Genomic DNA, 15,061 nt, shown 5'->3' with positions numbered 1-15,061 from the left:
GGTGTGAAACAGTATTTAGATTTGTGTCAACGCATCGTTGACCAAGGTGTTTGGGTTGAAAATGAGCGTACAGGCAAGCGCTGCCTGACCGTAATCAACGCGGATTTAACCTACGATGTTGCGAACAATCAATTTCCGTTGGTCACCACACGTAAAAGTTTTTGGAAAGCGGCCGTTGCAGAGCTACTAGGGTACATTCGTGGTTACGATAATGCGGAAGATTTTCGTAAGCTGGGCACGAAAACCTGGGATGCCAATGCCAACCTAAATGATGCTTGGTTAAATAATCCATATCGTAAGGGCGAAGACGACATGGGCCGTGTCTACGGTGTCCAAGGGCGCGCATGGGCGAAGCCTGATGGCGGGCATGTTGATCAATTACGCAAGATAGTGGATGACTTAACGCGTGGTGTTGATGATCGCGGTGAAATCTTGAACTTCTACAACCCGGGTGAATTCCACATGGGGTGCTTGCGTCCTTGCATGTATAGCCACCATTTTTCATTGCTGGATGATACGCTTTACCTGAACAGTACTCAGCGTTCGTGTGATGTACCGCTTGGCTTAAACTTCAATATGGTTCAAGTTTACGTGTTCTTGGCGATCATGGCGCAAATCACGGGCAAGAAACCTGGTCAGGCCTCTCATAAGATTGTGAATGCGCACATTTATGAAGATCAGCTTGAACTGATGCGTGATGTTCAGTTGAAACGTGAACCATTAAAAGCGCCGACGTTCCACATCAATCCAGAGATTAAATCTCTAGAAGATCTGGAAACATGGGTCACACTGGATGACTTTTGGGTTGAAGGATACGAGCATCACGACCCTATTCGTTACCCATTCTCAGTGTAACCAGTATTATTCTTCAAGATATGAAAAAGCTCCAAATGGAGCTTTTTTGCTTTTTGTACTTTGAAGGTATTACTTGAGTGCACTGACAATATAGCGGTGAATAGGGTTGGTTTGCTTCGGCGCAGACAGTGCCGGGCTAATAAACTTGGGTTGGGTGAATATTTGCTTCCTCACTAATGAGCGGATAAGCTCAAAATACTTCAGTTCTGTTTTTCCACATAGCAACAATGAAAAGTCATCGCCCAGTTTATCGTAGGCATTGAGCACCTCTCGGAACCCCCTGAGGTACAAGTAATCCTTCGTCAAACCGCCTCCTCGATACACACGAGCAGTCGTTGTAAATGCTTGAAGGTCAGACGTTTTATACTGTTCTTTTAATAGCATGAACGTATGGCGGAAATCGCGATCCTTGATCATCGACTCTACCGCCAGGACTCGTAAGGCTAAGGTTCTTAGGCGTTTGATACTGAAATGTCCTGACAGATATTCACACAATATAGCCAGCCCTTCTTGGGTGTTTGTATTAGCTGGGCACCCTAAGCTCAGGACCTTTAGCGGTTGTTGACGACCGTTAAGCGTAGTAAGAAGGTGTACACCCATTTCATGATGTGCGAGAGCCTCTAACTCATCGGTCGTGATGTATGCTGCGTGGTTAATTTTGACTCGAGACCCCGAAACGAGTGCGTTTGCTAACATCCCATCCAACACCTGTATTTCACACTCATATCCATTACGTTGAGCAAAGTTTTGCATGAAGTGTGCTATCGCGCGGCTATCATGCTGCGGTTTGCTCTCTTCTTCCGTGGGAAGGTGTAAAATGAAATGGGCGTTGGCAATATCTTTGGCGCTCGGCTCTCCGTAATAGCGCAAGGAGTTATAAAGAAACTCTTGTGTACCGATAGTATTCACTTGATCCAATTTATCTGCGTAAGACTGAATCACATCCGCGTACAGCTTTTGTAATTGGGTGTCTTGAATATTTTCTAAAGGCAGTTCATACAGACGTCGCTTTGCGCTGTGAGTATCTAGATTGGTAGTTGAGTATTGGAAGTTAGGCTCTTGAGAGTATTTGTTCTTAATAAAGCGCTCTCTTTCCTGAGCATAATTGAGAGGATTCACGCTACTGAGGATATCAATATCAGCAACCAGTTGAGTTAGGTTTTCGTCTATTGCGAGTAGCTGATCAGAAATAGTGCCATTAAGCTGCGTCATGTTGTCGACTCCAAATGAGGTAGCCCAGCATAAGTATGCTGGTATGGCTCAAATTATCACCAGACAACGAATTTGAACAGCGTCATTAACGCAAAAAAGGCCCCACAATGTGGAGCCTAAACAATAAGCGATGGTATGTAAGTTATTGTTATGTCGTTAGGGCTAAGATCGCGCCTGGTAAAATAACGAATACAGACATTAGGTAGCCACCGACAACAGCTTTGTTCTTGATAGCCATTTCAGAAATCATCTCAGCGCCTTTCACTGGAATTTCACGTAGGAACGGAATACCAAAGATAAACAGCGTTGCCATGATATTAAATACTAGGTGTACCAGAGCGATTTGAAGCGCGAATACCGCAAACTCACCCGATACGGCTGTTGCTGCTAGTAGCGCCGTAATACAAGTACCAATGTTTGCACCTAGCGTGAATGGGTAAATATCACGAACTTTAAGAACGCCTGTACCCACAAGTGGAACCATCAAGCTAGTTGTTGTTGATGAAGATTGTACCAACACAGTCACGATTGAACCCGATACAATACCGTGAATAGGGCCACGACCAATCGCGTTTTTCAAAATTTCACGTGCGCGGCCAACCATTAGGCTCTTCATTAGCTTACCCATTACCGTAATTGCAACGAAGATTGTCGCAATACCCAAAACGATAAGCATGATGCCACCAACAGTATCACCGAATGTTGAAAGTGGCTCTTTAATTGCACCCACAACTGGTGTTGTTATTGGCTTAATGAAGTTGAAGCCTTTAATGCTCATATCGCCAGTAGCAAGTAGTGGAGAAACAAGCCAATGAGAAACTTTCTCTAAAATGCCGAACATCATTTCCAACGGAAGGAAAATAGCAACAGCAAGTAAGTTGAAGAAGTCGTGAATAGTTGCGCTTGCAAATGCACGTTTGAACTCTTCTTTACAACGTACGTGACCAAGAGAAACAAGCGTATTGGTCACTGTGGTACCAATATTGGCACCCATTACCATTGGAATCGCGGTTTCTACTGGTAAGCCACCTGCAACCAAACCTACAATAATAGACGTTACAGTACTTGAGGACTGAATTAAGGCTGTTGCCACCAAGCCGATCATTAGACCTGCAACAGGGTGAGCGGCAAACTCAAATAGCACCTTAGCTTGATCGCCAGTTGCCCATTTGAAGCCACTACCAACCATAGATACTGCTAGAAGAAGCAGATACAACATGAATGCCAAGTTAGCCCAGCGTAACCAACGAGCAGTGCTCGAAATTGGCGCCACTGTTGAAGTAGCTTGGTTCATCATAATTTTCTCCGTTGACCTTTCAGTTCATTTTTCGGTCTGTAGTTGAAACTGCGGGCGATGTTAGAGAACAAATATTTCAGTAATATTACAGATTTCTTGCTGTGAGTAATTTTTATTGTTCTTTTTGATAGTGGTGTGATTAGGGAAAAGTGAAGGTTTTTAACTGTTTGAATTTAATGAATAAATTTGGCGTTCGTTTTGTGTGGTTTTTGCGTTTTCTTTAGAAAGAAAATGCGCCTCAGTTCAATTTTTATGACAGTGTTAATTTTATATATTCGGTAAAACTTATGTTTTTGTAATGTATTGTATGGTTTTGTCGAGTTTATTGTTTGTCTCTGTCACATTTGGTATAAAAAGCATCACTTTCTTTTCGGGACTTGATCATGTCACATCTAAACTACAACCATCTATATTATTTCTGGATGGTGTGCAAACAGGGCTCTGTAACTAAAGCGGCCGATGCGCTTTTCCTGACACCGCAAACCGTGACAGGGCAGATTAAAGCGCTTGAAGAACGCATGAAAGGAAAGTTAACCAAACGAAATGGTCGTACAGTTGAGCCAACTGAGTTAGGGCAACTTGTTTTTAAGTACGCCGACCGAATGTTTGGTTTGAGTTATGAGATGTTAGATATCGTCAATTACAGCCAGCACTCGAACATTCTGTTTGAAGTTGGCGTAGCCGATGCGTTATCTAAACGCTTGGTCAGTAAAGTACTAATGACGACTGTCCCGGAAGATAACAGTATTCATTTACGCTGTTATGAGTCAACCCACGAATTGCTACTTGAACGACTGTCTCAGCACAAGCTGGATATGATCCTCTCGGATTGTCCCGTTGACTCAACTCAAAGCCCTGGCCTTTATAGCAAAAAGCTAGGTGAGAGCAGCATGAGCTTTTTCGCCTCTTCTGAAATTGAAAATGTGCGTTTCCCTGAGATTCTGGAACAGAAAAAGCTTTTGATTCCTGCAAGCCGAACAGCAATGGGGCGTAAGGTTATTCAGTGGTTTGATCGTCAAGGTCTTCAGCCTAATGTGTTGGGAGAATTTGATGATGTCGCGTTGATGAAGGCTTTCGCACGGTATCACGATGATGTGATTTTCTTAGCGCCGACCGTATACATGTCGGAGATTGAGGACGACCGAAATCTACAGCTAATTGGTCATGTCGATGGGTTAAAAGAAGAGTACTACGTGATTTTTGCGGAACGAATGATCCAACACCCAGCGGTAAAAAATGTTTGTGATGCTGATTTCAGTCAAATGTTTGAGTAAACCCGTATCGTTGCGCAAATAAATAGATTACTATCAATAAAAATATAATTCTAAATAATACCTAAGTAACTCAAGATACTTGTTTTAGTGAGCAAAACTATTAATTATTGATGGCGCATCAATTCTCCACTTTGTTGGATAATATTGGTGTATCACTAACAACTAAATTAGAGGTTCTAATAATGAAGACTCTGGAAGTGTATCTTGATTTTCTTAGATATATAAATCAGTGCAACACAACAAGCTGGCCAGGGTTGGAATAAGTAAGTTGTAGCTAGAGGTCCAACACATGAATCTACAAGAAATGGAGCAGAACTCCGCAAAAGCCGTCGTGTTGCTCAAAGCGATGGCAAACGAGAGACGCCTACAAATCCTTTGTATGCTGCATAACCAAGAGCTGTCCGTGGGAGAGCTGTGTGCAAAGTTAGAGCTAAGCCAGTCGGCATTATCTCAGCATCTTGCTTGGCTTCGCCGTGATGAGCTAGTCACGACAAGGAAAGAAGCACAAACCGTGTACTACACATTAAAGAGTGATGAAGTGAAAGCGTTAATAAAAACACTGCATAGTCTTTATTGTGCTGAAAGCGCTTAGCGTTAATTACATATACCTAATATATCGTTCATTTTAGGCTGTGAATCTAACTCGTTGGAATATTTGAGAGTGGCGTTAAACTTTTGATGGTAGAGTTGCTGCGCATCGACCAATTTGCTTTGTTCTCAAGTGTTTTATTGGTGCTTTCCAGTTTGAGCTTTATAAGGTAAATAAGCTGATGCCTTTGAATAGGCGTGCAGAAAAAAGAAAAGCTGGCATTGCCAGCTTTTTTATTAAGAAAATTTTGTAGATATAAAAAAACCGACACAAGGTCGGTTTTTTCTTCACTGTAAAACCAGGACTCTATTAAAGAGCTTTGATTTGTGCAGCGAAACGAGACTTATGGCGAGCTGCTTTATTCTTGTGAATAAGGCCTTTAGTTGCCATGCGGTCTAGGATAGGTGTAACTACAGCGAATGCAGCAGTTGCAGCTTCTTTGTCGCCTGCTTCGATAGCAGCAACAGTTTTCTTCATGTAAGTACGCATCATTGAGCGACGGCTAGCATTGTGCTGACGACGTTTCTCAGCTTGGATAGCGCGCTTCTTAGCAGATTTACTATTTGCCAAGGGTCTAACTCCCAAAAACTTAGTTCTGTGACAATTTAAGGGCGAGGAATATCCCTCATTTGCGCTTAAATGTCAAATGATTTGTGCAAAAACCGATCTAAGCCAAAACAAATTTTGGTAAGAGAGGTTATCGCGGTTAAGATGGCGGGGATTCTAACAGCATTTTTATACCAATGCTAATAATTATCCGCGAAAGGCACACTTATTCCTTACAACCCGCGGATAGATTTTTGACGTCTATTTACAGCACCTGTCAGAGAAACAGTATAGGGTTAGCTGTCTTATGGTGATATTCCGAGGTTACAGTGAGTAAACGACTACTCAAGTCTGGCATGATCGTCAGTGCTATGACATTTATTTCCCGCGTTCTTGGCCTAGTTCGTGATGTTGTAGTGGCAAATTTAATGGGGGCAGGAGCAAGCGCAGACGTCTTTTTCTTCGCCAATAAAATTCCTAATTTTTTACGACGTTTGTTTGCTGAAGGGGCTTTTTCCCAAGCGTTTGTACCTGTTTTAACGGAAAGCCATGCTCAAGGCGACATGGATAAAACTCGGGAACTGATTGCTAGAGCGGCGGGTACGTTAGGGGTGATAGTCTCTATTGTTACCATTTTAGGTGTCCTAGGCTCCGGCGTGGTCACTGCAGTGTTTGGTTTTGGTTGGTTCCTTGACTGGATGCATGGTGGCCCGGCTGCAGCAAAGTTTGAGCTTGCTAGCGTGATGCTCAAAATCACCTTTCCCTATTTATGGTTCATTACCTTTGTCGCTCTATCGGGCGCTATCCTCAATACATTAGGTAAATTTGCGGTCTCCTCCTTTACCCCTGTTTTCCTCAATGTGATGATTATTTTGGCGGCGTGGTTTATCTCGCCGCAAATGGAAATGCCAGAAATAGGGCTTTCTATTGGTGTTTTCTTAGGTGGTTTGGTCCAGTTCTTATTCCAAATTCCCTTCCTTATTAAAGCAGGCGTCATGGTTAAGCCAAAATGGGGCTGGCGCGATCCGGGTGTAGTGAAAATCCGTACTTTGATGATCCCCGCTTTATTTGGCGTATCGGTCAGTCAGATTAACCTGTTGTTTGATACGTTCATCGCCAGTTTTTTGCAAACCGGTTCGATCAGCTGGCTGTATTACTCAGACCGCTTATTGGAATTTCCTTTAGGCCTGTTCGGTATTGCGATTGCGACTGTGATTTTACCCGCGCTTTCACGTAAACACGTTGACGCACAAAGTGAAGGCTTCGCACAAACCATGGATTGGGGGGTGCGCATGGTGATCTTGCTTGGCCTTCCTGCAATGCTTGGTCTGATGGTACTGGCAAAACCTATGCTGATGGTTCTGTTTATGCGAGGTGAATTTTCTCCTCAAGACGTACATCAAGCATCATTGTCGCTTTTTGCCTACGCTTCAGGTTTGTTGAACTTCATGTTGATTAAGGTTCTCGCGCCAGGTTATTACTCGCGCCAAGATACTAAAACGCCAGTAAAGTACGGCATCATTGCGATGGTGACAAACATGGTGTTTAACGCAATTTTTGCGTACTTTTATGGCTACGTTGGTTTGGCTATCGCGACGGCACTTTCGGCGTTCGTAAATATGGCATTGCTGTATCGTGGTCTACATATCGCAGGGGTATACCAAATCACCAAACGAACCGTCTTCTTTATTATACGTTTGGTTATTGCAGGTGCGGCGATGGTGGCTGCGATCTTATGGCAATTGGAAGACATGTCAGTGTGGCTCGATTGGAGCTTTGCTCACCGCAGCGGTGTACTAGGAATGTTGATCGCTCTAGGAGCCGTGGTTTACCTAGTGGTTCTATTTTTAACTGGTGCACGCTTAAAAGACCTAAAAGCTGGGACAGACTAAGGGTGATTAGTATATAATCCGTCAGTTTCACACAGTGTAAAGTAAAAACAGAGGCAGAAAGCAGTATCCAATGGAACTGATTAGAGGCATTCACAATATCACCCCGCGACATCATGGTTGCGTGCTGACTATTGGCAATTTCGATGGTGTCCATAAAGGCCATCAACAAGTATTGCAGCAAGTGTCTGAGCAAGCGGACAGGCTATCATTGCCTTCTGTTGTGATGACCTTTGAACCTCAGCCGATGGAGCTGTTTGCCAAAGATAAGGCACCTGCACGGTTGACGCGATTACGCGATAAGTTCGTGCAATTGAGTAAGCTCGATATTGATCGCTTGCTCTGCGTCAATTTCAATCGTCATTTTGCAAGTTTAACCGCGGAAGAATTTATCCGTGACTTGTTGGTCGAGCGTTTGGGTGTTAAGTTTCTTGTCGTTGGTGATGATTTCTGCTTTGGCAAAGGCCGTACAGGTAACTTTGCAATGCTGCAGGAAGCAGGGGAAAAGTACGGTTTTGATGTCGTGAGTACCCAGAGCTTTTGTTTACAACAATTACGTGTCAGCAGTACGGCTATCCGTCAAGCGCTGGCGCGTGACGATTTGCATTCCGCGCAACAGATGCTGGGAAGAAACTACAGCATCAGCGGTCGTGTTTCTCACGGAAGAAAGCTGGGAAGAACGATAGGTTTTCCTACTGCGAATATTCCTTTGAAACGCTGTGTTTCTCCGGTCTCCGGAGTCTATGTTGTTCAAGCGCTTGGCTTAGGAAATAAGCCAATTGGTGGTGTCGCTAATATTGGTCAAAGACCGACTGTCAATGGCGTTCGCCAGCAGTTAGAAGTACACTTATTCGACTTTCATGCCAATTTATATGGCAAGCAACTAGAAGTGGAACTTTTGCATAAACTTCGAGATGAGCAAAAGTTTGAGTCGTTTGAAGCACTTAAACAACAAATCGAATTGGATGCTGAAGCAGCAAGGGTGTGGCTGCGTCAGCTTAAGCGTTGAGCGGTTTATTCCACCGTTCAACATAATGTCTAATTTTCGCCCAATATAACGGAATTAAGAATCGATGAGTGAGTATAAAGATACCCTGAACTTACCTGAAACAGGGTTTCCAATGCGCGGCAATCTGGCCAATCGTGAGCCAGAAATGCTTAAGCGTTGGTACAAAGAAGATCTTTACGGTGAAATCCGTAAAGCTAAGAAAGGCAAAAAGTCATTCGTATTGCACGATGGCCCTCCTTACGCAAATGGTGACATTCATATTGGTCACGCACTAAACAAGATTCTTAAAGACATTATTATTAAATCCAAAACACTTTCAGGTTTTGACGCACCTTACATTCCTGGCTGGGACTGCCACGGTCTACCTATTGAATTAATGGTAGAGAAAAAAGTAGGCAAGCCAGGCCAAAAAGTGACGGCAGCAGAATTCCGCGAGAAATGTCGTGAATACGCAGCAGGTCAGGTTGAAGGTCAGAAAGAGAGCTTCAAACGCCTTGGTATCATGGGTGAGTGGGACAAGCCATACCGCACTATGGATTTCGCAACTGAAGCGAACATTATTCGTGCTCTTGGTAAGATCGCAAGCAATGGTCACCTGCTAAAAGGTTTCAAACCTGTTCACTGGTGTACAGACTGTGGTTCTGCTCTTGCTGAAGCGGAAGTAGAATACAAAGATAAAGTATCGCCATCTATCGACGTTCGTTTTAAAGCGGCTGACGAAGCTGCGCTTCTGTCTAAGTTTGAGCTGACTGAAGGCCATGAAGGTAAAGGCGATATCTCTATTGTCATCTGGACGACAACTCCTTGGACGCTTCCTGCGAACCGTGCTGTGTGTCTACGTGATGACCTTGAGTATGTACTTATCCAAGTTGAAGGCGAGCAACCTGAACGTATCATCGTTGCAGCTGAACTAGCGAAAGACGTTATGGACCGTGCTGGTATCGAGCACTTCCACAACCTTGGTTTTGCTAAAGGTGCGGCTCTAGAGCTTTCTCAATTCCAACACCCATTCTACGATTTCACTGTGCCGGCGATCCTAGGTGATCACGTTACGACTGATTCAGGTACTGGTGTTGTTCACACTGCACCTGGTCACGGTCAAGAAGACTTCGCGGTTGGTAACAAGTACAACCTAGAAGTAGCAAACCCAGTTGGCTCAAACGGTGTTTACCTGCCAGACACTGAGCTATTCGCTGGTCAGCACGTATTTAAAGCGAACGATGCAGTAGTAGAAGTACTGAAAGAAAAAGGTGCTCTGCTACATCACCACGCTTACGAGCACAGCTACCCACATTGTTGGCGTCATAAGACTCCAATCATCTTCCGCGCAACGCCTCAGTGGTTTGTATCAATGGACCAAGCTGGTTTACGTACAAAAGCACTAGAAGCTATCAAAGGTGTTCAGTGGATGCCTGAGTGGGGACAAAGCCGTATCGAAGGTATGATCGAAGGTCGCCCTGAGTGGTGTATCTCTCGTCAGCGTACTTGGGGTGTGCCAATCGCTCTGTTTGTTCATAAAGAAACATCAGAACTTCATCCAAACACACTAGAGCTGATTGAAAAAGTCGCGAAGTTGGTTGAAGAGAAAGGCATCCAAGCATGGTGGGATGTAGATGCCGCTGAACTACTAGGTGCTGACGCTGACCAATACGAAAAAGTACTAGATACGCTAGACGTATGGTTCGATTCAGGTGTCACTCACTTCTCCGTTGTTGATGCTCGTGAAGAGTACAACGGCAACAGTGCAGACCTATACCTAGAAGGTTCTGACCAACACCGTGGTTGGTTCCAATCTTCTCTAATTTCATCTATCGCGATGAAAGACGAAGCGCCTTACAAACAAGTACTGACACACGGTTTCGTGGTTGATGGTCAGGGTCGTAAGATGTCTAAATCTATCGGTAACGTGGTTGCGCCAAAAGACGTAACTAACAAGTTAGGTGCTGACATTCTTCGTCTATGGGTTGCTTCAACAGACTACACTGGTGAAGTTGCGGTTTCGGATGAAATCCTAAAACGCAGTGCAGATGCTTACCGTCGTATCCGTAACACGTCTCGCTTCTTCCTAGCTAACCTGAGCGGCTTCAACCCAGAAACAGACATCGTTCCTGTTGAAGAGATGGTTGCGCTAGATCGCTGGGCAGTTGGTCGTGCGCTAGCAGCACAAGAAGAGATTGTTAAAGCATACGAAGAGTACAACACACACGGTGTGACTCAGCGTCTAATGCAATTCTGTTCGATCGAAATGGGCTCTTTCTACCTAGACGTAATTAAAGACCGTCAGTACACAGCAAAACGTGGCGGCAACGCTCAACGTAGCTGTCAGACTGCGCTTTACTACATTGTTGAAGCGCTTGTTCGTTGGATGGCTCCTATCATGTCGTTCACTGCAGATGAAATTTGGAACGAAATGCCAGGCGAGCGCGACAAGTTCGTATTCACTGGTGAGTGGTTCGACGGTCTATTCGGCCTTGCTGAAGGTGAAGAGCTGAACAATGAATTCTGGGCTGAGATCCAAGCGGTTCGTGGTGCAGTAAACAAACTTCTAGAAGATGCGCGTAAAGAGAAAACCATCGGTGGTGCACTACAAGCTGAAGTGACTCTATTTGCTGATGACGCTTTAGCAGCGAAGATCAACAAACTTGAAGATGAACTGCGCTTTGTTCTACTAACCTCTGCGGCGAAAGTTAAGCCTCTAGGTGAGAAGACTGATGCAGCACAAGCCACGGATATCGAAGGCTTGTTTGTTGAAGTAGCAGCAGCTGAAGGCGAGAAGTGTGATCGTTGTTGGCACCACACGCCAGACGTAGGCACAATTGAAGGTCACGAGAAAATCTGTGGTCGTTGTGTATCTAACGTAGAAGGCGAAGGTGAAGTACGTAAATTCGCGTAATTACCTAGAACGACTGAACTTTTTTTAAAATTAACAGCCCCAGTATTTACTGGGGCTGTTTGTAGGTAAAGTAATGAGTGAAAAAGCACTGTCTTTAAAGCAATCTGGTATTCGCTGGTTATGGTTAGCGGTGGTTATCTTTTTAGCTGATATTGGCATTAAGTATGTTGTAATGAACAACATGGGATATGGCTGGGCAAACCGCATAGAAATTTTGCCATTCTTTAATCTTTTGTACGTGCATAACTATGGTGCTGCTTTTAGCTTTTTGAGTGATCAAGCGGGCTGGCAACGTTGGTTATTTACAGGTATTGCTTTTATCGTTACAGGTCTTTTGACTTACTGGATGAGCAAACTACCAGCGAAAGAGAAATGGAATAATATTGCTTATGCCATGATTATTGGTGGCGCAGTAGGCAACGTATTCGACCGAGTAATACATGGGTTTGTCGTGGATTATTTGGACTTTTTCTGGGGTAATTATCACTGGCCAGCGTTCAACCTTGCAGACATGGCGATCTGTATTGGTGCCGCGATGATTATTCTTGACGGCTTTCGAAAGAAAGACGAGGCGAAAGCCTAAGTAGTGGCAGTGTATATTGCGAAAAGTTGAATAACCCTAAGCGTCGCCCGTTGATTCGGGCGACGCTTTTTATTATGTTGGAGCGCCAATCAGCATATCAATGTATAAAAAGACCAAGCTGACAGCGTAATAACCCAAGAACAAGGAAGCAGTAACGTGACAACAATAACCAATGAATCTGTAGTAACCCTTCACTTTACGATTAAAATGAAAGACGGATCGGTTGCGGATAGTACACATAACATGGGTAAACCAGCGAAATTTGTTATGGGTGATGGCAGCTTGAGTGAAAACTTTGAGCAGTGCTTAATAGGCTTAGAAACAGGCGCCCAAAAAGCGATTGAGCTAAAAGCAGAAGACGCGTTTGGCATGCCAAACCCAGACCATGTACACCATATGGATCGCACTAAGTTTGTAGGTGATGCAGAAGTAGAAGTGGGTACAATCATGGCCTTCAGTGGCCCTGATGGCATGGAAATCCCGGGCATTATTACAGAGATTGCAGGCGATTCAGTCACTGTGGACTTCAACCATCCTCTAGCGGGACAAGACGTGACTTTCGAAGTTGAAATTTTGTCAGTAGAATAGCGAACCCAATAAAGATAATTTCCATGAGCAATGAAATGAAAATCCTATTAGCTAACCCACGCGGCTTTTGTGCTGGTGTAGACCGTGCGATTAGCATCGTAGAGCGTGCGCTAGAGATGTATCAGCCACCGATTTATGTTCGTCATGAGGTGGTGCATAACCGTTTTGTGGTTGAAGGGCTAAAACAACGTGGCGCTGTCTTCGTTGAAGAGCTGCATGAAGTGCCAGACAACAACATTGTGATTTTTTCTGCTCATGGTGTATCGCAGGCGGTTCGTCAGGAAGCCAAGCAGCGAGATTTGACGGTATTTGACGCGACGTGCCCGTTGGTAACCAAAGTGCATATGGAAGTAGCGCGAGCAAGCCGCCGCAATATGGAAGTGGTTCTGATTGGTCACGCAGGTCACCCTGAAGTGGAAGGCACAATGGGGCAGTACGCGAGTGAAACCGGTGGTATGTACTTGGTTGAAACCCCGGCCGATGTTGAGAAACTGAAGTCGATTGTGAAAGATCCATCTGATCTTCATTACGTAAGCCAAACGACACTTTCTGTAGATGAAACTGCCGATGTTATCGAAGAGCTACGCCGCGTCTTCCCAGATATCCAAGGACCACGTAAAGACGATATCTGTTACGCGACACAAAACCGCCAAGATGCCGTACGTGAATTAGCGGGTGACGTAGATGTGATGGTTGTGGTGGGTTCGAAAAACTCATCAAACTCTACACGTCTTAAAGAGCTAGCTGAAAAGCTAGGGACACCTGGCTACTTAACCGACTGTCCGGAAGATATCAAACCTGAATGGTTCGAAGGCAAAACAAAGGTCGGCGTGACTGCGGGGGCATCTGCTCCGGAAGAGCTCGTTAATCAGATTCTAGAGCGAATCAAAGAACTCGTCGGTGCCGAAGCGGTCGATGAAGTACTTGGTCGTGAAGAGAATATGTTCTTTGAAGTACCCAAAGAACTGCAAATCAAGCAAGTGGATTAATCTCCATTTATCGAATATTCAAAAGGCGACCAGAGGGTCGCCTTTTTTACATCTCTCTCAGTTCATTTAGGTAATCACGAATTTGGTCTTTCCCTAAACCATCGATAATCATATCGGACATCTTCGTGATTCTTCGCTCAAGCAACTGAGCAACCCTTTCGCAATGTGCGTACATGTATTCATCAGAGACATCGGTCGGAAAGGCATCGACTTGCCAGTTTACTCGAACGCCACCCGCAAGCCACTGAGGAGCTGCCTCTTGATGTAAAGAGTCACAGAGAATAATAACGATGTCAGGAAGAAACTGAGTTCGCTCTTCCCATGAGTGGGTGTGGATATGTGGAATGGGAAGTTGGTGGTCATCTAAATATTTTTGCACCACCGGGTGAACTTTGCCTGTGGGATGAGAGCCACCGCTGGCGACACTAAAATCTGCTGGTAGGATATGGGTTGCGATCGACTCAGCGAGCACACTTCGTCCAGCATTGTGCTTACATATGAACAAAACTTTATACATCATCGCCTCGTCTTTTCGGAGCGTCTTATTTATACGCTAGCGGAAACTCAGCGGTGATGTGTGAACTTTTTGTGTTAGTGGCTAATGCCCAGCATCTCTTTGAGCACTTTAAGGTAGCGGCGGCTTACTGGTATCTCAAAGCCAGTTTTGGTGATGATTTCTGCTAATCCGTTTTCTAGTAATTTGATTTCGCTGATGGCCTTAATACTGACTAAGTATTGGCGATGACAGCGTACCAGTGGGGTTTTCTCTTCTAGGGTTTTTAATGTCAGTTGAGTGCTCGCGGCTTGGCTGGTGGAGCGTACATGCACGCCGCTGATATCACTGTAAGCACATTCTACCGTGTCGGTGGCCATGATCACGATACGGTTGTGCCCGATGCACGGAATCTGATCTAAAGTGTCGGGCGTAATAGCAGACAGCTGTTGAGTTAGGGCGGATTGACTAATGACTTTATTTAGCCGTTTGACCGTTTTGGTTAAACGGCATGGGTCGACAGGTTTGAGCAAGTAATCAAAGGCGTTGTCTTCAAACGCTTGAATTGCATACTGGTCGTAAGCCGTGACAAAAACCACATAAGGCATGGTTTCTGGATCAAGCATTCCAAGTAGTTCAATCCCAGTGACTTGAGGCATTTGGATATCGAGAAACACCACATCAGGTTTGAGCTCATTGATTTTTTTTAGACCAAGGATCGCGTTTGAGGCATTGCCCACCACTTCAACTTGTCCTGTTTCATCCAATAACTCTGTCAGCTCTTCACGAGCAAACTGTTCATCATCAATGACGAGTGCGGTTAACATCCAACATTACCTTTATT

General features: G+C 44.6%; 14 protein-coding genes. 9 read left to right on the top strand and 5 right to left on the bottom strand.

Annotated elements, in window-relative coordinates:
• The first annotated feature begins 3 nt into the window (after positions 1-3).
• On the top strand, positions 4-855 hold the full coding sequence (locus NDJ01_RS05345) for a thymidylate synthase (protein ID WP_065645169.1): 852 nt from the start codon (positions 4-6) through the stop codon (positions 853-855).
• A gap of 69 nt (positions 856-924) precedes the next feature.
• Here the strand turns inward: NDJ01_RS05345 and NDJ01_RS05340 are convergent, their stop codons facing one another.
• Together NDJ01_RS05340 and NDJ01_RS05335 are read right to left on the bottom strand one after the other, a co-directional pair.
• Positions 925-2,067, bottom strand: a complete 1,143-nt coding sequence (locus NDJ01_RS05340) for a flavohemoglobin expression-modulating QEGLA motif protein (protein ID WP_065645170.1) — start codon at positions 2,065-2,067, stop codon at positions 925-927.
• A gap of 148 nt (positions 2,068-2,215) precedes the next feature.
• On the bottom strand, positions 2,216-3,361 hold the full coding sequence (locus tag NDJ01_RS05335; RefSeq protein WP_065645183.1) for a Na/Pi symporter: 1,146 nt from the start codon (positions 3,359-3,361) through the stop codon (positions 2,216-2,218).
• Positions 3,362-3,747: 386 nt separating this feature from the next.
• Between NDJ01_RS05335 and nhaR the strand changes: the two genes are divergently transcribed.
• Together nhaR and NDJ01_RS05325 are read left to right on the top strand one after the other, a co-directional pair.
• Positions 3,748-4,638, top strand: a complete 891-nt coding sequence (gene nhaR / locus NDJ01_RS05330) for a transcriptional activator NhaR (RefSeq protein ID WP_005381942.1) — start codon at positions 3,748-3,750, stop codon at positions 4,636-4,638.
• Positions 4,639-4,927: 289 nt separating this feature from the next.
• Complete coding sequence (locus tag NDJ01_RS05325) at positions 4,928-5,230, top strand: metalloregulator ArsR/SmtB family transcription factor (RefSeq protein ID WP_005397309.1); 303 nt, start codon at positions 4,928-4,930, stop codon at positions 5,228-5,230.
• A gap of 306 nt (positions 5,231-5,536) precedes the next feature.
• Here the strand turns inward: NDJ01_RS05325 and rpsT are convergent, their stop codons facing one another.
• Complete coding sequence (rpsT, locus tag NDJ01_RS05320) at positions 5,537-5,797, bottom strand: 30S ribosomal protein S20 (RefSeq protein ID WP_005381938.1); 261 nt, start codon at positions 5,795-5,797, stop codon at positions 5,537-5,539.
• A gap of 305 nt (positions 5,798-6,102) precedes the next feature.
• Here rpsT and murJ point away from each other — a divergent pair, with 305 nt between their 5' ends.
• The 6 genes from murJ to ispH all read left to right on the top strand — a co-directional run bounded on the left by murJ (position 6,103) and on the right by ispH (position 13,724).
• Positions 6,103-7,665 carry a murein biosynthesis integral membrane protein MurJ gene (gene murJ / locus NDJ01_RS05315; protein WP_074192056.1) on the top strand — a complete coding sequence of 521 codons (1,563 nt, stop codon included), beginning with the start codon at positions 6,103-6,105 and terminating at the stop codon, positions 7,663-7,665.
• Between the two features lie 70 nt (positions 7,666-7,735).
• Positions 7,736-8,671 (top strand): bifunctional riboflavin kinase/FAD synthetase, encoded by a 936-nt coding sequence (gene ribF / locus NDJ01_RS05310; RefSeq protein WP_046873948.1) that lies wholly within the window; start codon positions 7,736-7,738, stop codon positions 8,669-8,671.
• A gap of 64 nt (positions 8,672-8,735) precedes the next feature.
• Complete coding sequence (gene ileS / locus NDJ01_RS05305; protein WP_258586401.1) at positions 8,736-11,564, top strand: isoleucine--tRNA ligase; 2,829 nt, start codon at positions 8,736-8,738, stop codon at positions 11,562-11,564.
• A gap of 73 nt (positions 11,565-11,637) precedes the next feature.
• The gene (lspA, locus tag NDJ01_RS05300) at positions 11,638-12,147 is read left to right on the top strand and encodes a signal peptidase II (protein ID WP_005397302.1); all 510 of its coding nucleotides are present in this window, start codon (positions 11,638-11,640) and stop codon (positions 12,145-12,147) included.
• A 156-nt stretch (positions 12,148-12,303) separates the two neighbouring features.
• Positions 12,304-12,735 (top strand): FKBP-type peptidyl-prolyl cis-trans isomerase, encoded by a 432-nt coding sequence (gene fkpB, locus NDJ01_RS05295; protein WP_012842130.1) that lies wholly within the window; start codon positions 12,304-12,306, stop codon positions 12,733-12,735.
• A 23-nt stretch (positions 12,736-12,758) separates the two neighbouring features.
• Positions 12,759-13,724 (top strand): 4-hydroxy-3-methylbut-2-enyl diphosphate reductase, encoded by a 966-nt coding sequence (ispH, locus tag NDJ01_RS05290; protein WP_047009110.1) that lies wholly within the window; start codon positions 12,759-12,761, stop codon positions 13,722-13,724.
• Between the two features lie 46 nt (positions 13,725-13,770).
• Here the strand turns inward: ispH and NDJ01_RS05285 are convergent, their stop codons facing one another.
• Positions 13,771-14,244: a low molecular weight phosphatase family protein gene (locus NDJ01_RS05285; RefSeq protein ID WP_258586400.1), complete on the bottom strand. Its 474-nt coding sequence runs from the start codon at positions 14,242-14,244 to the stop codon at positions 13,771-13,773.
• Positions 14,245-14,315: 71 nt separating this feature from the next.
• Positions 14,316-15,044 (bottom strand): two-component system response regulator BtsR, encoded by a 729-nt coding sequence (gene btsR / locus NDJ01_RS05280; protein ID WP_006743107.1) that lies wholly within the window; start codon positions 15,042-15,044, stop codon positions 14,316-14,318.
• Between the last annotated feature and the right edge of the window lie 17 nt (positions 15,045-15,061).

It is taken from the genome of Vibrio sp. HS-50-1 (genome assembly GCF_024747315.1).
Classification (GTDB): domain Bacteria; phylum Pseudomonadota; class Gammaproteobacteria; order Enterobacterales; family Vibrionaceae; genus Vibrio; species Vibrio diabolicus.
Note: the sequence above shows the minus strand (reverse complement) of the source record. Positions and strands in the feature narration are given on the sequence as shown.